This is a genomic window from Algoriphagus halophilus (assembly GCF_041729275.1).
Taxonomy (GTDB): domain Bacteria; phylum Bacteroidota; class Bacteroidia; order Cytophagales; family Cyclobacteriaceae; genus Algoriphagus; species Algoriphagus halophilus_A.
This window is the reverse complement of sequence record NZ_CP146486.1, coordinates 622824-646355: the sequence shown is the minus strand read 5'-3', so window position 1 is coordinate 646355 and position 23532 is coordinate 622824. Positions and strand designations below refer to the sequence as shown.

General features: G+C 40.6%; 22 protein-coding genes and 3 pseudogenes. 8 read left to right on the top strand and 17 right to left on the bottom strand.

Features of this window, described 5'->3' with window-relative positions:
- Nucleotides 1-36 precede the first annotated feature (36 nt).
- The 13 genes and pseudogenes from V8V91_RS03445 to V8V91_RS03385 all read right to left on the bottom strand — a co-directional run bounded on the left by V8V91_RS03445 (nt 37) and on the right by V8V91_RS03385 (nt 14437).
- Nucleotides 37-1362, bottom strand: a complete 1326-nt coding sequence (locus tag V8V91_RS03445; protein ID WP_373398766.1) for a TolC family protein — start codon at nt 1360-1362, stop codon at nt 37-39.
- Nucleotides 1359-5180: pseudogene (locus tag V8V91_RS03440) on the bottom strand (efflux RND transporter permease subunit). Before V8V91_RS03440 ends, V8V91_RS03445 begins: the two are co-directional and overlap by 4 nt.
- 190 nt (nt 5181-5370) lie before the next feature.
- Complete coding sequence (locus tag V8V91_RS03435) at nt 5371-5697, bottom strand: hypothetical protein (RefSeq protein ID WP_373398765.1); 327 nt, start codon at nt 5695-5697, stop codon at nt 5371-5373.
- Between the two features lie 24 nt (nt 5698-5721).
- Complete coding sequence (locus V8V91_RS03430) at nt 5722-6165, bottom strand: CHY zinc finger protein (protein WP_373398764.1); 444 nt, start codon at nt 6163-6165, stop codon at nt 5722-5724.
- 26 nt (nt 6166-6191) lie between these two features.
- Nucleotides 6192-6449 carry a heavy-metal-associated domain-containing protein gene (locus V8V91_RS03425; RefSeq protein WP_373398763.1) on the bottom strand — a complete coding sequence of 86 codons (258 nt, stop codon included), beginning with the start codon at nt 6447-6449 and terminating at the stop codon, nt 6192-6194.
- A 168-nt stretch (nt 6450-6617) separates the two neighbouring features.
- Nucleotides 6618-8853, bottom strand: a pseudogene (locus V8V91_RS03420) (heavy metal translocating P-type ATPase).
- A 107-nt stretch (nt 8854-8960) separates the two neighbouring features.
- Nucleotides 8961-9299, bottom strand: a complete 339-nt coding sequence (locus tag V8V91_RS03415) for an MFS transporter (protein WP_373398761.1) — start codon at nt 9297-9299, stop codon at nt 8961-8963.
- A gap of 190 nt (nt 9300-9489) precedes the next feature.
- Nucleotides 9490-9735, bottom strand: a complete 246-nt coding sequence (locus V8V91_RS03410) for a hypothetical protein (RefSeq protein ID WP_373398759.1) — start codon at nt 9733-9735, stop codon at nt 9490-9492.
- A complete protein-coding gene (locus V8V91_RS03405) occupies nt 9732-10160 on the bottom strand; it encodes an MFS transporter (RefSeq protein ID WP_373398758.1) in 429 nt (142 codons plus the stop codon). Before V8V91_RS03405 ends, V8V91_RS03410 begins: the two co-directional genes overlap by 4 nt.
- Before the next feature lie 66 nt (nt 10161-10226).
- Nucleotides 10227-11393 (bottom strand): helix-turn-helix domain-containing protein, encoded by a 1167-nt coding sequence (locus V8V91_RS03400; RefSeq protein ID WP_373398757.1) that lies wholly within the window; start codon nt 11391-11393, stop codon nt 10227-10229.
- A 30-nt stretch (nt 11394-11423) separates the two neighbouring features.
- Nucleotides 11424-13574 carry a TonB-dependent receptor domain-containing protein gene (locus V8V91_RS03395; RefSeq protein ID WP_373398756.1) on the bottom strand — a complete coding sequence of 717 codons (2151 nt, stop codon included), beginning with the start codon at nt 13572-13574 and terminating at the stop codon, nt 11424-11426.
- 40 nt (nt 13575-13614) lie between these two features.
- On the bottom strand, nt 13615-13923 hold the full coding sequence (locus tag V8V91_RS03390; protein ID WP_373398755.1) for a hypothetical protein: 309 nt from the start codon (nt 13921-13923) through the stop codon (nt 13615-13617).
- Between the two features lie 154 nt (nt 13924-14077).
- Nucleotides 14078-14437, bottom strand: coding sequence for a DoxX family protein (locus V8V91_RS03385; RefSeq protein ID WP_373398754.1), 360 nt, complete (start codon nt 14435-14437; stop codon nt 14078-14080).
- Between the two features lie 160 nt (nt 14438-14597).
- Between V8V91_RS03385 and V8V91_RS03380 the strand changes: the two genes are divergently transcribed.
- Nucleotides 14598-14969 (top strand): winged helix-turn-helix transcriptional regulator, encoded by a 372-nt coding sequence (locus tag V8V91_RS03380; RefSeq protein ID WP_373398753.1) that lies wholly within the window; start codon nt 14598-14600, stop codon nt 14967-14969.
- Here V8V91_RS03380 and madM read toward each other — a convergent pair.
- From madM to V8V91_RS03360, 4 genes and pseudogenes are all read right to left on the bottom strand, one after another.
- Nucleotides 14933-15703, bottom strand: coding sequence for a malonate transporter subunit MadM (gene madM / locus V8V91_RS03375; protein ID WP_373398752.1), 771 nt, complete (start codon nt 15701-15703; stop codon nt 14933-14935). The genes V8V91_RS03380 and madM overlap by 37 nt on opposite strands.
- 4 nt (nt 15704-15707) lie before the next feature.
- Entirely contained in the window at nt 15708-16064 is a 357-nt protein-coding gene (locus V8V91_RS03370; RefSeq protein WP_373398751.1) for a malonate transporter subunit MadL, read from the bottom strand.
- A 5-nt stretch (nt 16065-16069) separates the two neighbouring features.
- Nucleotides 16070-17542 (bottom strand): annotated as a pseudogene (locus V8V91_RS03365) (acyl-CoA synthetase).
- 144 nt (nt 17543-17686) lie between these two features.
- A complete protein-coding gene (locus tag V8V91_RS03360; protein ID WP_373400608.1) occupies nt 17687-19303 on the bottom strand; it encodes a M1 family metallopeptidase in 1617 nt (538 codons plus the stop codon).
- 221 nt (nt 19304-19524) lie between these two features.
- Here V8V91_RS03360 and V8V91_RS03355 point away from each other — a divergent pair, with 221 nt between their 5' ends.
- From V8V91_RS03355 to V8V91_RS03325, 7 genes are all read left to right on the top strand, one after another.
- Nucleotides 19525-20439: a methionyl-tRNA formyltransferase gene (locus V8V91_RS03355; protein ID WP_373398750.1), complete on the top strand. Its 915-nt coding sequence runs from the start codon at nt 19525-19527 to the stop codon at nt 20437-20439.
- 166 nt (nt 20440-20605) lie between these two features.
- A complete protein-coding gene (locus V8V91_RS03350; protein WP_373398749.1) occupies nt 20606-21361 on the top strand; it encodes a hypothetical protein in 756 nt (251 codons plus the stop codon).
- A gap of 69 nt (nt 21362-21430) precedes the next feature.
- Nucleotides 21431-21676, top strand: a complete 246-nt coding sequence (locus V8V91_RS03345; protein WP_373398748.1) for a phage tail protein — start codon at nt 21431-21433, stop codon at nt 21674-21676.
- A gap of 5 nt (nt 21677-21681) precedes the next feature.
- The gene (locus V8V91_RS03340) at nt 21682-21972 is read left to right on the top strand and encodes a phage tail protein (protein ID WP_373398747.1); all 291 of its coding nucleotides are present in this window, start codon (nt 21682-21684) and stop codon (nt 21970-21972) included.
- A gap of 51 nt (nt 21973-22023) precedes the next feature.
- Nucleotides 22024-22566, top strand: coding sequence for a phage tail protein (locus tag V8V91_RS03335; protein WP_373398746.1), 543 nt, complete (start codon nt 22024-22026; stop codon nt 22564-22566).
- A 44-nt stretch (nt 22567-22610) separates the two neighbouring features.
- The gene (locus V8V91_RS03330; protein WP_373398745.1) at nt 22611-23153 is read left to right on the top strand and encodes a phage tail protein; all 543 of its coding nucleotides are present in this window, start codon (nt 22611-22613) and stop codon (nt 23151-23153) included.
- 68 nt (nt 23154-23221) lie between these two features.
- Nucleotides 23222-23488 carry a hypothetical protein gene (locus tag V8V91_RS03325; RefSeq protein ID WP_373398744.1) on the top strand — a complete coding sequence of 89 codons (267 nt, stop codon included), beginning with the start codon at nt 23222-23224 and terminating at the stop codon, nt 23486-23488.
- Nucleotides 23489-23532 lie beyond the last annotated feature (44 nt).

Sequence of the window (23532 nt, the reverse complement as noted above, 5' to 3'; positions counted from 1 at the left end):
CGATAGCAATGACCAAAACGTTTATTTGTAGCTTTTTCATTGGTCTAATGTTTTTGCAGTGATATAATCTATTTCCGCAATGTTTATTTTTAGTGCTGTTTCAGCAGACACTTTCAGTTTTTGATATTTCAATAGCTGCTGTTGCATTTGAAGTACATCCTCAAATGATTTTCCTGAATTGGAATAAGCTGTATAAAGCAAGTCCAGAGACTGTTGAGTCTGCTTGATTTGTGCTTCATACAATCGAATCAAATCTTGTTGTTTAGAGACTTGAAAGTCCAGTTGTTCATAGCTGCTGAGTAATTCATTCTCAAATTCTTCCTTTTGATACTGGTAGGCTTCCTGCATCAATTTTGCCTCTTTTTTTGCAGCCTGGTATTTTCCTGAAAAGATGGGCAAACTCATGGAAACCATGGGCATCAATGCATTTTTGCCATTATCATCGACCATCATATCTTCTCTTTTTCCTATGATGACATAATCCAATCCAACCCCAATCTTGGGTTTTCCCTGGCTGGCAGCGGTCATTTCGTTGGCCTGGCTTGCCATGATTTTAAAGTCAAATTCTTGGAGGGTAGGGTTGTTCTCCAATAATGAATCCCTTCGGTAGTTTTCTTGCACCATGACTTCCTCCAATTCATTGGCTACTTCCACCGGCTCCTCTTCTTCCCGATTAAGCAAATTGTTGAATCGCGTCACCAAAGGGCTTCGTTGCTTTTCCAAAATACCCAGGTTGGTTTCCGCATCTTTCAGCATAATATCCACTCTCAGGACATCTACCATGGCCCCGTTTCCATTCGAAAATTGACTGGTTGCCAGCGTTTTATAATTTTTGAGGATTTCAATGTTTTGTTCCTCAATTTCAATGAACTTATTCAGCTCATACAAGGGGTAGAAAGCAGAAATCACCTTGAAGTACAACTTGTTTTTGGCATCGGTAAACGCTTGGAATTTCGCCTCTGCCATAGCCTCCGAGCCAGTCCCATAGTATTTTAACGTACCAAACCAAGGAAACATCTGGTTGAGGGATAATCTTGCCCGTTGTGGTCCAACCCGGGTTTCAACAGGGGAGATAAAGTACCCAAATGACAGGGTTGGATCCGGTAAACTTCTGATCTGTGCGGCTTTCTGAAGTGCTGCTTCAAACTCTTTATAGCTACCTTTTAACCCTGGATTATTCTCGGCCGCTAGTTTCAAATAGTCATCTAACCTTTGACCAAATGAATGAAAACCAGTGAAGATGACCAGAAGAACTGTGATTGTCCAGTTTCTAATAGGATTAAAACTGCTGTTTTTGGCCGAATTGAACCTTGCATTCAATCGGTTCCTATCATTCTCTATTTTTTTATAGCTCGATTTCATTTGTTGATCTTTTTGAGTCTATATTCCTCTCGGATGCTGTATAACACCGGCAATGAAATAAGTAATGGCTGCCACTAACATTCCACCGAAAGCAGGGATTGCCATAGGAATCATGATATCGGACCCCCTGCCTGAAGAGGTTAAGATAGGTAACAAGGCAATGATGGTGGTTGCTGAAGTCATGACAGCCGGTTTGATTCTTCGCTGTCCGGCTTCGACTACCGCAGCCCGGATTCCTTTTAGGGTGTTGGTCTTATTTCGATCAAAGCTTTGATCCAAATAGGTAGCCATCAATACCCCATCATCTGTCGCAATTCCGAAAAGAGCAATGAAACCCACCCAAACTGCCACGCTTAGATTGATGGTTTGCATTTGGAATAACTCTCTGATATTGGTATCGAAAAGGCTGAAATTGGCAAACCAATCTTGTCCATAGAACCAAAGCATCATGAATCCACCGCTAAAAGCCATGGCTATACCCGTGAATACCATAAGCGAAGTGCTTACTGATTTGAACTGGAAATACAGGATCAAGAAAACCAATCCCAGTACTACGGGTACGATGATAGCTAGTCTTTTTTCAGCACGCACCTGGTTCTCGTAACTTCCTGAAAACTTAAAGCTTACTCCAGCTGGGACCAGTAGTTCACCAGAATCGATTCTTTCCTGAATCATTCGTTGGGCATCATTGACTACGGTCACTTCGGAGAAACCCTCTCGCTTATCAAATAATACATAGCCTACCAAAAACGTATTTTCACTTTTGATGGCTTGAGGTCCTCGTTGGTATTCAAAATCCACAATTTGTACCAAGGGAATCTGGGCTCCAGTAGGTGTGGAGATCAAGATTTTACCCAATGATTCAGGATCATCTCTAAGCTCTCTTGGATAACGAACCCGTACAGGAAAGCGCTCTCGGCCTTCCACCGTGTTTGTGATATTCATTCCGCCAATAGCTGTTTCTATCGTTTGCTGAACGTCTTCAATATTTAATCCATAGCGGGCAATTTCTTCCCGTTTGATGTTTAAAAGCAAGTAAGGTTTACCTACAATACGATCTGCAAACGCGGCTTCAGCTTTCACAGATGGCACCTCTTTTAAGATGCTTTCTAACGTTAAGCCAAATGTTTCAATGGTCTGTAGATCAGGTCCATATACTTTTATACCCATCGGAGCTCTCATCCCAGTTTGGAGCATCACCAACCTTGTTTCAATTGGTTGGAGTTTTGGGGCAGAAGTTATTCCTGGAATCTTGGTGACTTTGACGATTTCATTCCAAATGTCATCTGGGGAATTAATCTGGCTTCTCCAGTTTCGGAAATATAGTCCATCCTCATCCGGAATCAATTCCGTATTTTTCACTCCTTGTGCAATCGCTTCCTCATTACTTAAGGTATCGCCAGAGGAGAGAATGAACCGATTGTTTTCATCGGTCATGAAACGTACCCTATATCCATCTTCATCTAGGATGTACTCCGGTTTATAGTTGATGACGTTTTCATACATGGAGATGGGCGCAGGGTCCAGGGCTGATTCCACTCTTCCCAATTTGCCTACGGTCAACTCCACTTCTGGAATATTTGTTAGCATCATGTCAAGTTGGGAAACGACATTTCCGTTAAACTCAATACCAGAATGGGGCATGGAAGTAGGCATCAACAAAAAGCTTCCTTCATCCAGTGAAGGCATAAACTCCTTTCCGATTCCAGGGAAAGTGTGAGTCAAGGAGGCCCATATGTGGGTAGTTCGAATGTTAACTCCGATTACATCAAAACCTTTGGGGATAAATCCAAATACACTGTTGAATCCCAACCAAATGCTTCCTGCAAGAAGAATAAGTACAGTTGGGATGCACAGAAATGCTTTTTATGGTTCAAACACCAGGTAAGGATGTGTTTGTAATAGTATTCCAAAACCGCAAAAGCGCCTAAAATCAGACTTACCATCAAGGCTACAAAGAAGAAATTCGTAACCAAACTTTTTGAAGGCCCCAGGGGAAGCCAGTATTTTGCCAATAGCCAGACTACGCCAACCACTACTAAGAATAGTTCGGCATTGTTCAATAGCTTAGATGAGCGCTTATCCAGCACTATTTTGGAGGTGTCCAAATACTGTTTTCCAATAGCCAAACCTCCAAACAGGAGAAGCATGATTCCTGCCCAGGAATAACCCAGAATCAGGGCGATGATGCCAAGAAGTAGTAAGGCATAAGGGAAGAACTTTTTTGTTTTATCTCCCTTGATTTTGAACCCAAAAAACCAATGGGCAAGCGTCGGTAAGATTAACAAAGAGACGATCAAAGCAGCTATTAGCGCAAACGTCTTCGTAAAGGCCAAAGGACCAAATAGTTTTCCTTCTGCTGCCTCCAGCGTAAACACCGGGATAAAGGAAACGATCGTGGTAGAAACGGCGGTCAATATAGCTGTGGCTACTTCCGAGGAACCTTTAAAAATGGTGTCAATTAATTTTTGATCTTCTGGAGCTTCATCCAGATGCTTGAGTATATTTTCCGAGAGGATAATTCCCAGGTCTACCATCGTTCCGATCGCAATGGCAATTCCAGAAAGGGCTACAATATTGGCATCCACTCCAACGTACCTCATGGCGATAAACACCATTAATATCGCTATGGGTAATAAGCTGGAAATCAATAAGGAAGCACGAAGATTGTACACCATTACTATCACTACCAAAATCGTGATCAATAGCTCCAAGGTTAAGGCTTCCTCCAAAGTACCCAGTGTCTCCGAGATCAAGGTAGATCGATCGTAAAACGGAACCAGGGTCAATTGACTTTCCGTTCCATTGGCAAGGGTTTTCTTCGGTAATCCAGAGCTGATTTCTGTGATTTTTGACTTGACATCTTGAATCACTGCCAAGGGGTTGGCTCCATAGCGGGCAACGACCACCCCACCGACCACTTCGGCTCCGTCTTTGTCCAAAGCACCTCGACGGGTAGCCGGACCCAATCCCACAACGGCTATGTCTTTAATTCGGATAGGAACGTTATCCTGTACGGCCACTACCGCCATTTCCAGATCCGAAATATTTTTGACGTATCCCAAGCCTCTGACCAGGTATTCCGCTTGATTGATTTCAATGGTTTTGGCTCCTACATCACGGTTTGATTTCTTCACCGCATCCATGACTTTGGCCAATGGGATCTTGTAGGCTTTTAATGCATCAGGGTTTACATCAATTTGATATTCCTGGACATATCCCCCGATTGAAGCCACTTCGGAAACCCCTTCTACGGAATTTAAGGCATATTTGACATAGAAATCCTGTACAGATCGAATTTCGTGCAGGTCCCAACCTCCAGTCGGATTTCCATTGGAATCGCGACCTTCCAAGGTGTACCAAAATACTTGTCCTAATGCGGTGGCATCAGGACCTAGGGCAGGTTGGACTCCTTCTGGCAATAAGCTGGATGGTAAGGAATTGAGTTTTTCTAATATTCTGGATCTGGACCAGTAGAATTCTATGTCTTCATTGAAGATGATATAGATACTGGAAAATCCGAAAATGGAGGAACTACGTATGGATTTTACTCCAGGAATTCCAAGTAGATAGGTGGTCAATGGATAGGAGATTTGATCCTCAATGTCCTGAGGAGATCTTCCTGCCCATGGGGTGAATACGATTTGTTGATTTTCCCCAATATCTGGTATGGCATCCACAGGAACTGGATCAGAAGGTAAAGAACCTACTTTCCATCCAAAAGGTGCCGTAATGATTCCCCAACCGATCAATGCGATCAGTAGAAGGACTGTTACCAGTTTATTTTCAAGAAAATACTTGATGATTGAATTTAACATGTGATGAATCTGATAAGTGACCAGAATAGTAAATCTGCATTGCCAGAATTATATCCAGGCAAAACAAGTGTTAGGGGGCTAACACTCAATTCATCAATGTATTATATAAGGAAAGCCTGATACAGGACTTGATGGTCCTGTTCTAGAATAGGAGGGGAGTAATCTGAATAAGTAGTAACGGTAGCTTCTTCTAAAGAAACCTTAAGACAAAAGTGTGAACCAGCGCAAATGCGAAGTCCAAATTGAGGTGGAGAGAAGCTTTGCTAATGCTAAAATCTTCGTCTAAATGAAGAATTTCGAATTCATTATCACAGCAGCCAGAATCTTGAACATGGGCTTTTCCATCATTTGGTTCGCAATCTGGGAGTTTTTGCTCCATGCCACAATTGATGTGGGAAGCATTCAAAGACATTTCAGAAAGCATTTCCAATCCCCCACAGAAGTGGGTGGATTTAGCCATTCCTATACTCGAAAAGAGCAGGATGAGAGATAGCACTATGGAAATGGTCTTTTTCAACGCTGTAAAAATACGAAATTATTGTCAAATGGGTTCTTCTATTTTTTGATCTTCTGTTTCAAAATACAAATGATAGTGTTTGCTGCAGCCCGGATTGAAAGCAGCCTTGCATTTTGGACAGGTATTATTGCTGTTTTGATATTCAGTAATACTTAACTCTGTTCCACAGACGCCACATAATATGGCTTTGGAATCAAATTCTGATTTTGGCCAAACTTCAGGATCATGATCAGCTTCTTCTTCATGGCAAGAAAAACATGGATAATACTTTTCACAGCATTTAAATTTAATCGCAATCACATCCAATTCAGAATGCCAGTGCTGACATCTAGTTTGCTGGTCTATGGGTTTTCCATAGATATTGATGCCTCCGATACTGGATTTTACCACAGGCAAAGCGAGGTTGGTTTGTGCATTCACCCTCAGGATCGCACCGAACAAAATCAGCGCTAAGAATAAGTTTCTCATGTGAATTCTAAGAATTTGTGGCCAATTTATTCAGGTTTGGCGATAAATCCTGCTTTGATGACAGTTTTAAAGACCTCTTCTGGCGTGATGTTTTCAGATTCTACTGTCAGAATCCGATCCTCACTTTCTAAATCTACAGCCCAAGACTCGATTTTTGGATTCGCATTGAGGACAGGGGTAACTTTGGCCAGGCAGTTACCGCAATTGATGTTGGTTTTGAATTTTTGAGTTTTCATGATTGATCTGTTGTTGATTTTATAAATATTAAACTTGAGTTTTTTCAATCCCTTTCTATTGAAATTAAGTATTGTCAGGCTGAGCGAAGTCGAAGCCAAGTCCTCGACTCCGCTCGGACAGACAACTTCTATATTTTAACTTGATTCAAAATATCCTCGATTCCGCTCGAACTCGCACTATTTTGACCAACTTTCTATCAAATTTTAAAAATGAATTTACAATTTCTTACCCTTGAGTCTTAAGCTATTCAATACAACAGAGACAGAACTAAATGCCATTGCACCACCAGCGATCATAGGATCGAGCAAGAATCCATTGAAAGGATAAAGTAAGCCGGCCGCAATGGGAATTCCGATCAAATTGTAAATAAAGGCCCAAAATAAGTTTTGTCGGATTCCATTAACCGTCATTTTTGAAAGTTTTAATGCCTTGGGTATGGCTTCTAAATCAGATGAAATAATCGTCATTTTCGCCACGTCCATGGCAATGTCAGAACCATGTCCCATTGCAATGCTGACATCTGCCTGTGCCAGGGCTTCTGAATCGTTGATCCCATCACCGACCATGGCCACCTTTTTCCCCTGACTTTGGAGTTCTTTGATAAAGTCTGATTTATCAGAAGGCATCACTTCTGCTTTGAAGTCCGTTAAACCCACCTGTTTCGCTACGGCAGCAGCAGTTTGATGATTGTCTCCCGTAAGCATGAAGACCTCAATTCCCTGCTGGACTAATTGGGAAATAGCAGATTTGGAACTAGGCTTGATTTCGTCTGTAATGGCTAGTATGGCCAAGAATTCCTGATCATTTGCAAAGAAAATGACGGTCTTGGCTTCAGATTTCCATTTAAAAGATAAGTTGTTGAACTCCTCGGGTATGTTGATCCGATGGGAATGGAGTAAGCTTTCATTTCCAACATAGAACCTGATTCCATTCTCATTTTTTGCCGTTGCTCCTTTTCCGGTGATGCTTTGGAAGTCAAGGAGTTTAGCGGGTTCCAGATTATTTTCTTTGAGGCTTTTTGAAACAGGATCTGCCAATGGATGCTCTGATTTTGATTCTATCGCCAATAACATGGGACCAAAATCCTGTTCAGTTTGACTGGAAATCCATTTTGCATTTGATACAGAGGGTTTACCGGCAGTAATGGTTCCTGTTTTATCCAGTACAATCGCATTGACATGATGTGCCAATTCCAGACTTTTGGCATCCTTGATCAGGATATTGTTTTCTGCCCCTTTTCCTACACCTACCATAATCGCGGTAGGGGTGGCCAAACCTAAGGCGCAGGGACAGGCAATTACCAACACTGCTACCGAGGTTAACAAGGCATGGGTAAATGCGTCGTCTCCTCCCAGGATCATCCATGTCGCAAAGGTGATGACGGCGATACCAATGACGGTAGGAACGAAGATACTTGCGATTTTATCTGCCAGTTTTTGTACAGGAGCTTTGCTTCCCTGAGCTTCCTGGACCCGTTTGATGATTTGTGAAAGTAGGGTTTCGCTGCCTACTTTTTCGGCTTTGAAATGAAAACTCCTTTTTGATTGACTGTTCCTGCATACACCAGATCGTTTTCCTTTTTTCCACGGGAATGGGTTCACCACTGATCATACTTTCGTCTACATAGGAATTTCCGGAAAGGACCGTGCCATCTACCGGTATCTTCTCACCGGGTCTTACCACAATTTCATAGCCCACTGCTACTTCAGCGATCGGGATTTCTTGTTCTTTGCCATCAATGATGGCTTTTAGGGATTTTGCTTGAAGCCCCATCAGTTTTTTCAATGCGGTGGTAGTCCCGGATTTTGCTTTTTCTTCCAGGAGTTTTCCAAAACTGATAAAGGTGATAATTACTGTGGCTGCCTCGTAATAAACGTGAGGAGTAATTCCACGTTCCAACCAAAACTCCGGGAAAAGGGTATTTAGCAAACTGAATAAAAATGCGATTCCTGTACTAAGGGCCACCAAGGTGTCCATGTTCGCTTTTCTATGTTTGGCTTGCTTAAAGGCGTTAATAAAAAAATGACGACCAAATAGGAACATTACTGGAATACTTAATGCCAGGGAAATCCATTTTCCGGGTTCCCAATGCATGAAAAACATCCCTAAAATGAAAATAGGAAGAGTCAATAATGCGGCACCAATGGTCTGTTTTTTTACTTGTTGGTAATGCTCATGTTGTGCTTTTTCTCCAGCCTCTTCTAAATTTTCTTCCCCAATGATGAGTCCATAGCCAATTTCTGTCAAGGCTTTATTTAAGCCTTCGGCTTGTATTTGATCTTGATCATATTCCACCAAAACGGTATTGGAAGCAAAATTCACAGAAGCTGATTTTACTCCGTCCGTATAGGATAAAATGGTCTCGACACTGTTTGCACAGGCTGCACAAGTCATTCCTGTAACCGGAAATGTCTTTTTTGTCAAATGTTCTGATGTGGCTGTTTGTGTCATGATGAATCAAGATTGATGAACGATACAAACTTCGGTAAAAATGAAAGCCGGTCTATTATGAAATTTTGATCTTATGTTATAAGATTTTGCGTGTTCCTGTTTTGGGCTTAGTAATGCTTCATTCTTAGTTGTACGATTAGGGAGGATAGGATGGTCAAAATACCTATAAAATAAATACTGACTTCTATGCCCCATTGATCTGCAAGAATTCCTGAAAAAATTGCACCGATCGCATAGCCCAAATCCCGCCAAAGCCTGAAGGTGCCGATGCTTTCAGCTCTTTGCATGGGATGGGTGAAAGCTGCGATAGAGGCCAAAAAAGTGGGGTATACCAAGGCGGTTCCAAGTCCCAAAAGAACCATCAATCCAATTTGGAAATAGTAACCCACAAATTCAGGCAAAACCAAAAGAGTCAGACCTTGGAGCAACATCCCAAAAACGATCATCTTTTTTTCGAGAAATGGTCTGCCATCTTTCCGGTAAAGAGTTGGCCAATTCCCCAAACAAGAGGATAGACTGCCGCAACAATTCCAACTTTTTCAAGCGCTAGTTGATGACTGATCAAAAAAACGGGTAACAGCCCCCATACCATTCCATCGTTTAGATTATTGACCAAGCCTGCTTGAGATATACTGCTCAGTGTAGGGTTTTTGAAAGAGGTTTGTACAAAAACATTCTTGATTCTTTTTTGGTGACTGTTTTGGATTCTTTTTTGACATATGAATGGGTATCATTCACGAGACAAAGAGACAGGATCAATCCCGTAATCGCCACGGCAATCCCCAGGTAAAAGGGGTAGGGGCTCACCCCATAGTTTTCTGCGATGTACGCTGAGAAATAAGCGGAAACTCCCAACATTAAATAGCCCGCAAATTCATTCATACCCATGGCCAATCCCCGTCTTTTTCTCCCACCAAGTCAATTTTCATCAGCACCGTACTTCCCCAAGTAAGTCCCTGGCTTATTCCTAAAAGGATGTTGGCCAAGATGATGAATGTCCAATTTGGAGCGAAAATCAACATCAGAGGTACCGGAAGGGCGATGATCCAACCCAGAACGAGTAGCTTTTTCCGGCCTACCCTGTTTGCAAATTTTCCGGTAATATAGTTGGTGCCTGCTTTTGAAAAGCCAAATGCGGTGATGAAGGAAAGGAGGGCAAAATTAGAATCTATCTGAAAAGTTCCGGAGGCAAACTGAGGAAAGATAGAGCGTTCCATACCCAGCATCGCGCCTACTAGCCCATTGACGAGTACCAATAAGGTAAACTGTTTCCAGTTATGCTTGAGACCGAGGATTGTAGCTGACAATTGAAATTTATTTTGATGCAAATTTCAACTTTCCGGATACTTGATCCTTTTACAATTGTTAAAAAATCACCGGATACTTGATCTGATTCTACTCAGACTGACCTGTGTAATGCCTAGGTAGCTTGCAATATGTTTCAAGGAGACATTCTCCAAGAGGCGAGGATAGTCCCTGACCAGTTGCTTGTAGCGCTCTTCGGCGGTATGAAATTGCAGGCTTTCCATACGATTGACATAGGCTACAAAGGAAGCTTCCAGAATTTTCCTAAAGAGCCTTTCTAAATCAGGGTGGCTGTCAAATAAGTCTTCCAATTTTGAAGCAGGTATTCCGATGAATAAGGTATTTTCCAAGGCTTGGATGGCTTTTTTGCTGGGCCTTCCAGTGAATAAGCTTTCTGCCCGAATGATCATGTCATTTGGATGGGCAAAATATTCCGTCACATCCGTTCCGTCCTTCAAATAATAGATTCTAGCCAAGCCATCACTGACAAAGTAATAGGTTCTACACGTTTGACCGATTTCATGGAGGTATTTGTTTTTCGGAGTTTCAATTTCAAATGATATTCCATGTAAGGCCTGTTCTGCTTCAGGGGAAATCACATGGATGCTTTTGAAATACGTGAAAAGTGTTCGGATTGCTAAAAGGAACTCCATGATTAAATGTAGGAAAAGTGTCTTGGAGAAATTAAACCTTATCCAGACTTTTTCTAACCCTGCTTTTACTTTTTTGAATTCAGACGGGGTCTTACCAGTCTCTTTTTTGAATTGAGTGGATAGGTAGGCGACGCTGGAATAGTCCATTTTAAAGGCGATTTCAGATAAGGTTAATTCATCATATATTAAATATTCCTTGATTTTTTCTGTTTTTAATCTCGTAATATATTTCTCAATCGTCATTCCTTCCACCGAAGAAAAAAGTCTACTGAGATAGGAATATTCGTGATGGAGTTGATTGGCCAAGAACTCAGAATAATTTGTTGTGAGGATTTGTTTCGAATGATGGATTTGTTCGATCAAAAGCGATTTTATCTTGGAAATCATCGCTGATTTTTCTCCTTTTAATAATTCAAATCCATGATGGGTTAAGGCTTGGGAAAGGATGAGTTCCTGTTCAGAATCCAGGGGAGTATGGAGAGATACCTTTCCTAACTCCACGTATTGAAAGGGGATATCAGTTTCAACCAAAATGGCTTTTACTGCCTCAATGCATCTTGGACAGACCATGTTTTTGATCATTATCTCTATTGAACTCACTTAGATTGCCGATTAAAATTCCTTTTCTCCAAATTCACTTTTCACAAATTTAGCTTTGTTTTTGGAACGGTTCAATGTGTAAGAAAGGTTCAAAATCAGCATGTCTACCTCCTGTATATAATTGGTGGTGGAATAAAATTCTCCTGGCCGGAAAGTGGTGATTCGCTGTTCATTGGTTTTGAGCAGCCCCATATCTATATTTTGCCATATTAAATTGGCAGATAAGCGGTTATCCAGCCAAGACTTCTTGATGTTTATGCTTGGTAAGTAGAATCTAGCGTCTATTCCTTGGGCAGTGACTCTTTTGGATAGGTAATTCAGGTTCCCTTGAATACTCCAGTTTTTCTGAAGTGTAAACGTTGTATTGATGGAAAAGGAATGAACCCAACTACTGGTATTGACCGGTTTGTTATCAAAACTACCCTCAATGGTATAATAGTACAGGTTCAGTCCAGCAAAGAGTTTCCACCATTCAGTGGGAAAAAGTTCGGTTCCCAAGTCAACTCCAGTAGATTTTCCGGTTCCCACATTGGAGTAAATTCGATTCAAAATACTGTCATTGTAGACTGTATTTACCCGATTTACCAGGTTCTTTACTCGAGCATGATAGGCTGTAGCATAAAAGCTATGGGCATCCCAGGTTTTTACAATCCCCAATTCTACCTGATTGATGAACTCAGGAAGTAAATTAGGGTCTCCTTGTTCCAGTGTTTCGCTATGCTCTCTTTCCGGAAAGGGATTCATTTTGAAGGTAGTGGTTCTTTCTACCCGTTGGCTGAAATTTGCTTTGACTTGTACACTTTCACTCAATGGAATCCCTATGTTCCCACTGAAAAAAGGCCTGATAAAATTATACTGATAAACAGTGTCGATGATTCCTGCTTGATCCTCCAAATCAAAAGATCTATCCATATGTTCTACCCGGACCCCGAATCCATAACTGTATTTTTCTGTTTTTTTATCCAACTGTACATATCCTGCATGAATTGCTCTTGTAAGATTCACCGTACTGGAAAATTCAGGGATAACCTCAAATTCACCAGTTTCAATATTTTTTCTTTCGTAGAGGAAATCACCGGTATGGTCCAGACTTCTGAATTGGTACCCCGCTAATAACTGTCCCAAATTCAATGGTTTAAAGCTGTAGTCAACATTAACTCTCACCCCATGAAGTGGGTTGTCATTGGTGTTGAAATCTTCTTGGTACACCTTACTGAGGTCGGGATACCCCAGGTTCAAGTTACTTGTAGGACCTCCCAACCTACTATATTCATAAAGGATTGAACTACTGATTTTGGATTCATTTCCGAAAGTATGGTCATAATCCAAGCTGCCCAAAGCCACATCCCCCCGTCGGCTTTGATCATTGGCATTGAAATATTGGAACGTGTAAATCCTTTCACCATTGACTGTAGCATGATTGTCATCATATAAAATGTCTGCAGTCCGGAGCTTGTCTCTGACCGCCCCATAAAACCCTAGAGAGAAACTATTTACTGGATTGGGATTGAAGCCTATGGTAAACCTCCCAGAATAATTTTTTTCATCTATACTTCTTTCTCCCTGGGAAGGGAATCTGGTAGTGGTATCACCTGAAATGGTATATACATCTCCTACACGCCTTCCGGCAACATCATTTCTTTGATAGCTGGCTCCCAAAGAAATGTCCCATTTTCCTTTGAGGTAATTCAAATTGAAATCTGCTCCATATCTTTTTGCTCGTTCCGCATTGCCATAATTTTCTATGGGAGGAAGACCCAATCTGGAATTGAATTGGACATAAAGACCATCTGCGGTCCCTGATTTGGTAATGACATTGATCATTCCAGCTTTGCCTTCCGAATCATACTGGGCAGAAGGTGAGGAAATCCAGTCTATTTTTTCAATACTATTCGCAGGCAATTGGCTTAAAAAAGAAATAGGATCTGATTGGATGGGTTTTCCGTTGAGCATGACTACAAAACCGCTTGTTCCCCGGATGGTAATGGTACCCATGGCATCGATGGCTACCCCTGGTAAGTTTTTTAAAATGTCACTGGCAGTTCCCCCTTGCGCCGCTTGAAAATTATCGGCCGCATAACTCTGCTTCTCCAGTTGGAAATTGGTGCTGAGTTTTTGCCCCTGAACTTCGATTCCTTCCAAGGTGGTTTCATCTGGTTCCAATCTAATGATTCCAAAATTTCTGTTTTCATTTTTGCCCAGTTCAAAAACAGGTAATTCTTTGGTATGGTACCCGATAAAGCTGACTTTTAAAAATAGGGTCCAGGTTTGAGTTTATCCAGTTCGAATAATCCCCTGCATCAGAAATACTCCCATTGATCAAACTACTATCGGGAACTGAATAAACGGAAATACTACTAAACTCTAAAGGAATATTGGTTTTTGCATCATGGACAATTCCAGCAATACTGGACTGGGCATTGGAAATGAGAGCGCAAAAAACAGGTTCAGAAATACTAAAAAACAGGGAAGGCCTAATCTTGACATAGATCAAAATTACGCTGTGGCCCATTCATTTTTTATTTTTTATTTGGTGAGCGGTTTAAAATTCATTTGAATATTTGGTAGAGCCCCCTTTTTCCAAATAGGAAATTGTGTAAGAAGTTGGTTATCAGTAAGAAAAAAACCAGAGTTTGGGCTCTGGTCTTAGTCGGTTTAGTCTGTATTTAAGCAGATTGTTTGCTGAGATAGATTCTGGAAGTAATCAATAAGACTGCCGCAATCACAGGCATGATGGTCGCTGAAAAAGGATGGCCATTGACAAAATGCGCAATGAATGCAGAAACGAAAGTGATTCCAAAACCTGCGTAAGCCCATTCCTTTAGGAATTTTGGAGAAAAGGGGAGAAGTAAAACCAAAACTCCAAGGATTTTCGCAAGGCCCAATTCCACTCTGAAATAATCAGGAAATCCCATGGAAGTAAATCCTTCGGATACCGTTGGATCATTGAAATAGGCAAATGCGCTCAAAAGCATCATTACTGAAATTAATCCTGTGGTCGTCCAATAAATAATTTTGTTTTGCATGGTTTAGTTTGTTTTTTTCTTCTTCAAAGGTAGGGGAGTTGCTATACATCTGTAAGTACTATACCAAAGTATAGTGCTATACTCTTGTATAGTTAAGGCTATTTCCCCAGATTTGTACCATGATAAAAAAACAAGAACGGTTGGAAAAAGGGAGTGTAAGATGAGAATACGTCCTGTTCAGGATGCATTGGAGATTTTGAATGGTAAATGGAAACTGCCTATCATCATAGCCCTTCTGCATGGTGTCAAGCGATTTTCTGAAATCTCGAGAGAAATAACAGGAATTACAGATCGTATGCTTTCCAAAGAATTAAGAGATCTTGAATTGAATCACCTGGTCAAAAGAACGGTCTATGATACTTTTCCGGTAACGGTGGAATATACCATGACCGAATACGGTGAAACGCTCAAGGATGTGATAGCTGCACTTTATGATTGGGGGAGCAATCATCGAAAAAAGATCTTCAACCATGAAAAAGAGGAAGAAAAATCAATTCATCCCATTGATTCACTGAACATCGTCAGGATATAATAGAATAGAGAAGGGCAAAGTAAGCAACCTACCCCTGTATAGAAGGTAGCTGTAACGGCTCCATAAGGCACTAACTTCGGGTCAGTAGCTGCAAGCCCAGCAGCCACCCCACTGGAAGTACCCATGATCCCACCATAGGCCATCGCTGATCCTGGAGACTCCAGTCCTATTTTTTTGGCCAATACGGGGGTAAAAACAGTTACTGCGATCGTTTTTACCACTCCAGCTGCAATACTCAGGGCGATCACCTCTGAACTTGCTCCCAAGGCTGCTCCAGTCACAGGCCCTACAATGTAGGTGCAGGCTCCGGCACCTATGGTACATAGACTGACGGCATCCCTGTAACCCCAAATCCAAGCGATGGCTACTCCGGATACAAAAAAGATCAGTATTCCGAAAAGCAAAGAAACCAAGCCCAGAACCCCTGATTTTTTTACCAAAAGGAAACTTGCTCCCATGGCTGTGGCAACAATTGCAAAATCACGAAACATGGAGCCTCCTAAAATCCCCACGCCCTTGAAAAGTTCAATATCAGAAATGCCTTTGGATCCATCGGAAAACACCCCGCCTACATAGCCTAGGACCAAACCTAAAAATATGGCTATTGCAGAACCTGGGATTCTTGAACGGAGGACTTTCTTCGAAAATTGGTCTGAAAAGAAAGCCAGAATTCCGACCATTAAGAAACCAAAGATCAACGCGTTTTTGTCTATTACTTTTAAAAGCTCCTCCATCGTATTATTGCTTGAATGCTTTCATCAAAAAAGGGAAAAAGGCAAAACCTAAAATAACAGGAAGGATTCCTACTAAAATGGCAAGGTTTCCACTGGAAATCGCAGATTTAACATTCAGGCTGGCGGCCATCGCGATGACTACCGGGATGTACATTTTATTCCAGAAATCTATGCCCAAAATCATTTCATCTTTCCACCAGCCCTTTCGTTCAAAAACCTCTTTTAAAAGCATCAGGATCAACATGGCAAAACCAACCCCGCCCACATTGGAATTAATCCCCATAAGTTTTCCGAGGAGTTCCCCTAACCATTGGCCGACAACAAATGAAAATGAAAGAATGGCAAGTCCGTAAATGATCATAGGTGTTAGAATAATTTCTTCAATTCATTTTTAGTCACTTTGCCCATGGCATTTCTTGGAAGTTCTTCCAGGACCAGGTATCTCCTTGGTGTTTTATAGGTTGGCATCCGTTCTCTCATCCAAATAGTTAATTGTTCCAAGTCGATTTTTTCGGAAGTTACCAAAGCCGCAACGACCAATTCTCCCCATTCCTCATTGGGAATCCCGATTACTCCACAGTCCTTTATGGAAGGATGCTTTCTCAAGACTTCTTCAATTTCTAAGGCAGAAATTTTGTATCCTCCGGATTTAATGATGTCGATAGAGTCTCTTCCCAGGATTCGGTAATACCCATCATCCAGTACTGCGATGTCTCCGGTCTTGAACCAACCATCCGAAGTAAAGCTTTTTTGGGTTGCTTCAGGTTTGCCCCAATATTCCTTGAATACAGAAGGACCCTTGATGTGAATTTCTCCTGGCTCACCCGGATTGACCAGTTTTCCATCCTCATCCAAAAGGCAGAGTTCTACTCCAGATAAAGGCTGACCGATATGGCCTGCTCTTCGTTCTCCATCATAGGGATTGCTGACAGCCATTCCGATTTCTGTCATGCCATAGCGCTCCAATAAATAATGCCCAGAAATCTCTTTCCATTTTTCCATGACGGATACCGGCAAAGCAGCAGAACCTGAAATCATCAAACGGAAGGATTCCATGCATTTTTTAATTCGGCTTGTCGTTCAAGACTATAGCTTTCAAATGCTGAGATGAGTTTATAATATATGGTAGGGACGGCCATGAAGACATTGAGTTTGCCCCTTCGAAAATTTCAAAAACCTGTTTGGCATCAAATGGATTTAAAAACTCAACAGTAGCACCGGACCAAAGGGCGCAGCATAGCACATTGATGATTCCATGTACATGGTGCAGGGGTAAAAGCTCCAAAATGTAATCTTCCGAAGTCCAGGCCCAAGCCTTCACCAGGGTACTGATTTGAGATTCCAAGTTGGCATGGGTGGTTAAGACCCCTTTGGGCAGAGAGGTGGTGCCGGAAGTATAAAGAATCATTGCCCCCCGACCTTTCCCAATTTCAGGAAGCGGTTTTTCCTTCCTGTTCTGCATTTCTCCCAAGGCTATGAATTGGGTTTCTGAATGATTTCGGTAGGGTTGAAGGATGGACTCATATTCAGGCCCTACGATCAGAAATTTAGATTGCGTATCCTCGATCACATACTGCAATGAAGGAAAAGGATAGCTGATGCATAGCGGAACTGCAATCCCCCGGCTCTCCAGATTCCCCATTGGACTGCCACGTAATCAAATCCAGGAGCCACCATAAATGCAACCCGTTCCTGAAGTAGGTCCTTTTTTTCATCCAATAAAAAGCTGGAAATCTGCTCGCTCTTTTCTAATAAAGTTTGATAGGAATAATGATTTCCCCCTGCCACAATGGCTGTTTTGTGGGGAGTTTGTTTTGCTTTTTCAAAGAGTTGAAGCATATGGAATGAGGAGTATTGTTATTGTTTCAAAATGAAATATAGAAGCAAAAGCATTAATAATAAAAAAACACGTCATGGGAATTCCTATGACGTGTGAATTTTTATCAGAATGTATTAAATCATATTTCCTTTAGACTAAGGTTTTTACTTACCAGAAATATTCATCATTCCAACATAAAAATTCGAATCAACAGACAATCTTTCAACATCAGTATCTAATTCTACACTTGCCCATCGGGTGGTGGGTTTTAGCCAAAGTTCTTTACCTATTCCCAATTTTATTTTAACAGGCATGTCAAAAGTCATTAAGGAATTCTCCCATCTGAAATTCAATTTATTTCCTTCTATGTAGTAACTGAAAATTGGGATCCTTACATCTCTTAAATATTGGTCAAACACAGATGATAAATTGATATTTGATTGAGTACTAATGTAAGTTTCTACCTGTTCAGTGGTAACAGTCTGGTGATAAAACTCTTTATTTAATCCTCTCAGGATCTCCCTCCATTTTTCATCGTCATTCACTAGTTGCCTTATAGTATGAAGCATATTGGCTCCTTTGTAATACATATCTCCTGACCCTTCTTGATTGACACCATAAGGGCCTATTATGGGGTTGTCGTTATTAATATTTTTACGGGTTCCCAATACATAATCCCGACTGGCTTCTTTTCCATAATAATAGTCCAGGAAAAGGTTTTCAGAGTAAGCAGTAAAGCTTTCATGAATCCACATGTCCGCAACATCCTTGTAAGTGATGTTATTGGCAAACCATTCATGTCCTGATTCATGGATAATGATAAAATCGAATTTCAATCCCCAACCAGTTCCGCTTAGGTCCCTTCCTAAATAACCATTCGCATAATTATTACCATAAGTCACTGAACTCTGATGCTCCATCCCCAGGTAGGGAGTTTCCACTAATTTGTAACTATCCTCATAGAAAGGGTAGGGTCCAAACCAATGTTCAAAGGCTTCCATCATTTTTGGGGCATCTTTGAATTGACTTTTTGCCTTTTCAAGGTTTTCTCTTAGTACATAATAGTCCATATCCAATATGCCTTTCTCTCCTTCGTATTTTTCAGAGAAATGGACATAATCCCCAATATTGATATTGACCCCGTAATTGTTGATCGGATTTTTTACTTCCCAATGGTAAGTCTTGGTTTTAGCCTTTTTATTATGCTCGGTCTTGATCAACCTCCCATTGGAAACATCCATTAAATTTTCTGGAACTTCCACTGATATCAATACTCCTTGATCCGGTTCATCTGCAGGGTAGTCTTTATTGGGCCACCATATACTAGCCCCGATTCCTTGATTGGAATTTGCAATAAACGGAAGTCCATTACTGTCCTGACTCCAGGTCAACCCACCATCCCAGGGAGGTCGAACCGCGATCACTGGTGAACCTTCAAATTGAAGTTCCACCTGGTAGCTTTCACCGATGTTCTGAGGATCTTGCAAAGTGATCAAATAAGAATAACCATCTTTTTCAAATTCCAATTCATCTCCATTTTGAATGGCTTTTAACAAGGTCATAGGCTCTTGAAGCTCAATTTGAAGCTTTTTGGATTCAGAAATGACCTGATAGGTGACTGTATTAGAACCTTTGATCGTCTTGGTTTCGGGATCAACTTTGATGTCCAAATGATACTGTTCCAAATTCCACCAAGCGCGGTCTTTGGTATTGCTTCCTCGTAGCGTGTCTTGATGGGTGAATTCTTGGGGAGACCTAAAAATTTGTGCTTTTACTTCCATGGTCTGCAGAAATATAAAAGCTAGAACAGACAAAGCTTTGGTGCGATGGGCGAAGAATAATGGTTGAATGCGCATGTAATTATTTTAACTAATAGAACTTGAAATTAAGGAGGATCCTAGAAGTTTCTAGAATTTATATCGGGTTTTTTTTTTTTAGAGAAAATTTAAGTTTGTATGCTGGATTAATACAATTAGTTTCAGGTTTAGAAAATTGTCCTTTCATGAAAATTATATTTTTTACCCAAAGTAATTGGTGCATTCCTACCATTCAACATTTCAAAAATATTCACGAAGTGGTAGGAGTAGTTTCAAGAACTAAACAGCCTAATTCAAATGACTTTTTGCTTGAATACTTGAAAGAAGAGAATATCCCCGTTTTTAATTGGCAAAGTTCTGATTTGGAATCCTTAAGCTCCAAGCTCTCGGAACTTCAGGTAGAAGTGGGGATCAGTTTTGGTTTCTCTTATAAAATACCCGCCACGGTATTTGAGACTATAAAAGAGGGGGTATATAATGTGCATTTTGGTAAACTACCGGAATTCGCTGGACCGGATCCGTTGTTTTGGGCGATCAGGAATGAGGAGAAAGTAGTGACGATCAGTGTTCATAAAATAAACGAGGAATGGGATTCAGGAGAATTAATAGTTGAGTTTCCTATTCCAGTTTTTCCGGGAGAACCTTATGGGTTATTGGCATCTCGGCTTTCTGTCTCTTTTCCGGGTAAATTGGAATCCTACTTTTCCGGTCAAATTCAATTTGATCGAAAACCCATCGAAGAAAACCTGAAACCTAAATCTAAGCCTACTGACGAGATATTAAGGATAGATTGGAAAAAGCAGCGAGCTGATGAGGTGGAAGCTTTGGTCAATGCATCAAATCCTAAATATGGAGGAGCAATCACTACTTTTAGAGGTAATCCAATCAAAATCTTGGAAGTGAGTCCAGCTGATGTAAATATTACCGGGATTTTTGTGCCAGGCTCCATTGTTTATGCCGATCCCAATTACGGGATTTTTGTTCTTTGTGCAGATATGAAGTATTTAAGAATAAATATTTTACAGCTGGAAGGCACGATAATTTCTGGACAAAAACTAGCCGCAATGGGGGTCAATTCTCATGAAAAGCTAGGTGTTTAGACTTTAAAATGAGGAGTTGAGGTATATTTTTTTATTTATTAGTTGAAACGTAACACAATAAATAAGATATTAGCTAAAATATTAACTTTTACGTTATTGAATAATTTTGGGATTGCCAGTTTTTTTTCTGATTTTTCTAAAGATTTGAAGTTAATATTTTTAATAAATGGATGTTAGGAGAAGGAAATTTGTTCAGAAGATTTCATTAGTAGTTGGAGCTTTTTCTATTCCGGGAATGAGTTGGGGCATAGAATCCGAAAAAGTTGTCAAAAAAGCAAAGTCTATTATTCATGTTGGATTAAAGACTTTGAAGTTTTTTGAAGGGCGAGATTTGGAGCCTTTCCAAACATTGAAGTCAGGGTTTACAGTATTGACTCATGTAAGGGATTTTAATTTTTCAGAATTTGAGTCAAAAGAGACCATAGATGCTTTGTTGTATGGAGGTAATGCTAAAATGATTGCCAGTGACCCTAATTCTTCCGGTCTGCCTTGGGTAAATTCTAGTTTAAAGGAAAAGCCCGAGTATGTAAAGGACTATCTGATTACAAAAAGACTTGGAAAAAGAGTAGGGATTTTGGGGATTGATTTTGACCAATCTTTCAATTCGGTAGATCAGGCCATGCTATTTGTAAATAAAAAGGCGGACTTTTTAAAGCAGAACCTAGATTGTGAGCAAGTCTTTTGTTTGCTGACAGATCCAAAGTTAAAGGATTCAAAAAGTTCATGGGCAGATGTGATTTCAAGTAGTGATCATGTGGATGTTTTCTTTGCTACTTGTGTTTCATCGAAGACCAATAATTTGTGGGTTTTGCCCAATCAGCAAGGAAAACAGACTTTATTAAGTATTCAATCAGAAAAAGAAGAAAATAACTCTGAAATAGAATTGAAAGAAAGTGTGATCAATAGTTTTAAGAGAGATTAAAGATTTGGAAATTTTTTTCCGGTCCAAAATATATAAGTATAAATTTTCATTCATTAAACAATTTTTAATATGGAACCGACTATTGGGGAAATCAGACTATTTGCTGGGAATTTTGCTCCGAGATCATGGGCCTTTTGTAACGGTCAATTGTTGGCAATAGCACAGAACTCGGCCTTATTTTCAATTTTAGGAACTATCTATGGAGGAGATGGCAGAACCACTTTTGCATTACCTGATTTGAGGGGAGAGCACCAATTAGCCCAGGACAGGGACCTGGTTTATCTTCGATCAATCAGGGACAAAGGGCTGGTGTGAATACGGTGAATCTGACCATACAAAATCTGCCGAATCATAACCATACCTTAAATGCAGAAAATGCTGCTGGTACAAGTGCCTCCCCAACCAATAATGTACCCGCCAATGCACAGGTACAACTTGAAAGAGGCGGGGAAATATATAATGTAAATTCATATGGCCCTACACCCAATGCTATAATGGTAGCCAGTTCAGTAGGATCTACAGGAGGGAGCATTCCTGTTTCTGTACAAAATCCTTATTTAGGTATTAACTATATAATTTGTTTATATGGCATATTCCCTTCAAGGAATTAAACTTGAATAACAACTTTAAAATAAATAAACACAAACTTAAATTTTTAGAATATGGAAGGCATGATAGGAGAGGTAAGAATTTTCGCAGGAAATTTTGCTCCGAGATCTTGGGCTTTTTGCAATGGTCAATTATTAGCTATTGCTCAAAATTCCGCACTATTTTCAATTTTAGGCACTATTTACGGTGGTGACGGAAGAACAACTTTTGCTTTGCCGGACTTGAGAGGAAGAGCAGCAATTAGTCCTGGAACAGGTCCAGGGCTTCCAAATATCCCCCAAGGTTCAAGATCTGGATCTGAGCAAGTTACGTTAACGGTTCAAAACCTACCAAGCCACAACCACCAATTGAATGTCAGTAATGCGGCAGGTACAAGCTCTACCCCAGTAGGAAATTATCCCGCGGCATCTTCTGTGGTGGTAGAACGTGGCGGTACTCCAAAAGATGTCAATGCCTATGGAGCAAGTCCCACATCCACTATGGCTTCAAATGCGATAGGAAATTCAGGAGGAAGTATTCCATTCAATATCAGAAATCCCTATTTGGCAGCAAATTACATTATTTGCCTACAGGGGCTTTACCCTTCAAGAAATTAAAACTCTTAAAATCATTTTAATCAATAAACTTAAATTTTTAGAACATGGAAGGTACAATAGGAGAAATCAGGATGTTTGGTGGGAATTTTGCCCCTAGAACTTGGGCGTTTTGCAATGGCCAACTCTTGCCTATCTCTCAAAATACAGCATTATTTTCAATCATAGGAACCATTTATGGCGGAGACGGAAGAACGACTTTTGCCTTGCCGGATTTGAGAGGTAGAACGGTAATTGGACCCGGTGCCGGACCGGGACTATCTGATGCTCGACTTGGAGCAAGAGGTGGAACTGAGACAGTGACTCTTTCGACTCAAAATATGCCAAGCCATTCACATGCTTTAAATGTAAGTAATGCTGCTGGAACAACCTCTTCACCTGCGAACACATATCTGGCAAATTCTCAAGTCCAAATAGAGAGAGGAGGTCAGACTTATGATGTAATGTCATATGGGCCTACACCAACTGGGGTCATGGGAAGTAATGCAATTGGGAATTCAGGAGGAAGTATTCCTGTGAACACTCGGAACCCCTACTTAGGAATATATTATATTATTTGCCTTCAAGGAATATTTCCTTCAAGAAATTAAATAGCTGCCGGGTAGACAGGGATGTTTACCCGGTATTTATTTTAATGAAAAGTTAACACCTCTATACTATGAATACTTTTACTGCTCGATTTTTACTTTTACTCCCTTTCTTGATAGGGATTCATATTTTTAGTCAAGCCCAAACCACAGTAAATTTTGATGAAATCACTGGATCAACGGGAAATTCTTTGAATGGAACTAATACTTATGATAATTCAGGTGTAAGGTTTCAAATTTTTTCAGGTTCAAATAATGATGCAAATGTCAGTTCATTTGATCAAGGTTTTAATGATACTAGGGCATTAGATGATACCAATTTATCCTCAGGGGTGTAACTGGATGGAAAATCAGTAAAGTAGATGGCTCAGCTTTTCAACTG

Excerpts from the sequence above, each read along its gene's own strand:
- V8V91_RS03445 (WP_373398766.1), bottom strand. The coding sequence starts at position 1,362 with ATGAAATCGAGCTATAAAAAAATAGAGAATGATAGGAACCGATTGAAT.
- V8V91_RS03430 (WP_373398764.1), bottom strand. The coding sequence starts at position 6,165 with ATGAGAAACTTATTCTTAGCGCTGATTTTGTTCGGTGCGATCCTGAGG.
- V8V91_RS03415 (WP_373398761.1), bottom strand. The coding sequence starts at position 9,299 with ATGATCGTTTTTGGGATGTTGCTCCAAGGTCTGACTCTTTTGGTTTTG.
- V8V91_RS03410 (WP_373398759.1), bottom strand. The coding sequence starts at position 9,735 with ATGAATGAATTTGCGGGCTATTTAATGTTGGGAGTTTCCGCTTATTTC.
- V8V91_RS03400 (WP_373398757.1), bottom strand. The coding sequence starts at position 11,393 with ATGATCAAAAACATGGTCTGTCCAAGATGCATTGAGGCAGTAAAAGCC.
- V8V91_RS03390 (WP_373398755.1), bottom strand. The coding sequence starts at position 13,923 with ATGGGCCACAGCGTAATTTTGATCTATGTCAAGATTAGGCCTTCCCTG.
- V8V91_RS03385 (WP_373398754.1), bottom strand. The coding sequence starts at position 14,437 with ATGCAAAACAAAATTATTTATTGGACGACCACAGGATTAATTTCAGTA.
- V8V91_RS03380 (WP_373398753.1), top strand. The coding sequence starts at position 14,598 with ATGAGAATACGTCCTGTTCAGGATGCATTGGAGATTTTGAATGGTAAA.
- madM (WP_373398752.1), bottom strand. The coding sequence starts at position 15,703 with ATGGAGGAGCTTTTAAAAGTAATAGACAAAAACGCGTTGATCTTTGGT.
- V8V91_RS03370 (WP_373398751.1), bottom strand. The coding sequence starts at position 16,064 with ATGATCATTTACGGACTTGCCATTCTTTCATTTTCATTTGTTGTCGGC.
- V8V91_RS03360 (WP_373400608.1), bottom strand. The coding sequence starts at position 19,303 with ATGGAAGTAAAAGCACAAATTTTTAGGTCTCCCCAAGAATTCACCCAT.
- V8V91_RS03355 (WP_373398750.1), top strand. The coding sequence starts at position 19,525 with ATGAAAATTATATTTTTTACCCAAAGTAATTGGTGCATTCCTACCATT.
- V8V91_RS03350 (WP_373398749.1), top strand. The coding sequence starts at position 20,606 with ATGGATGTTAGGAGAAGGAAATTTGTTCAGAAGATTTCATTAGTAGTT.
- V8V91_RS03345 (WP_373398748.1), top strand. The coding sequence starts at position 21,431 with ATGGAACCGACTATTGGGGAAATCAGACTATTTGCTGGGAATTTTGCT.
- V8V91_RS03335 (WP_373398746.1), top strand. The coding sequence starts at position 22,024 with ATGGAAGGCATGATAGGAGAGGTAAGAATTTTCGCAGGAAATTTTGCT.
- V8V91_RS03330 (WP_373398745.1), top strand. The coding sequence starts at position 22,611 with ATGGAAGGTACAATAGGAGAAATCAGGATGTTTGGTGGGAATTTTGCC.
- V8V91_RS03325 (WP_373398744.1), top strand. The coding sequence starts at position 23,222 with ATGAATACTTTTACTGCTCGATTTTTACTTTTACTCCCTTTCTTGATA.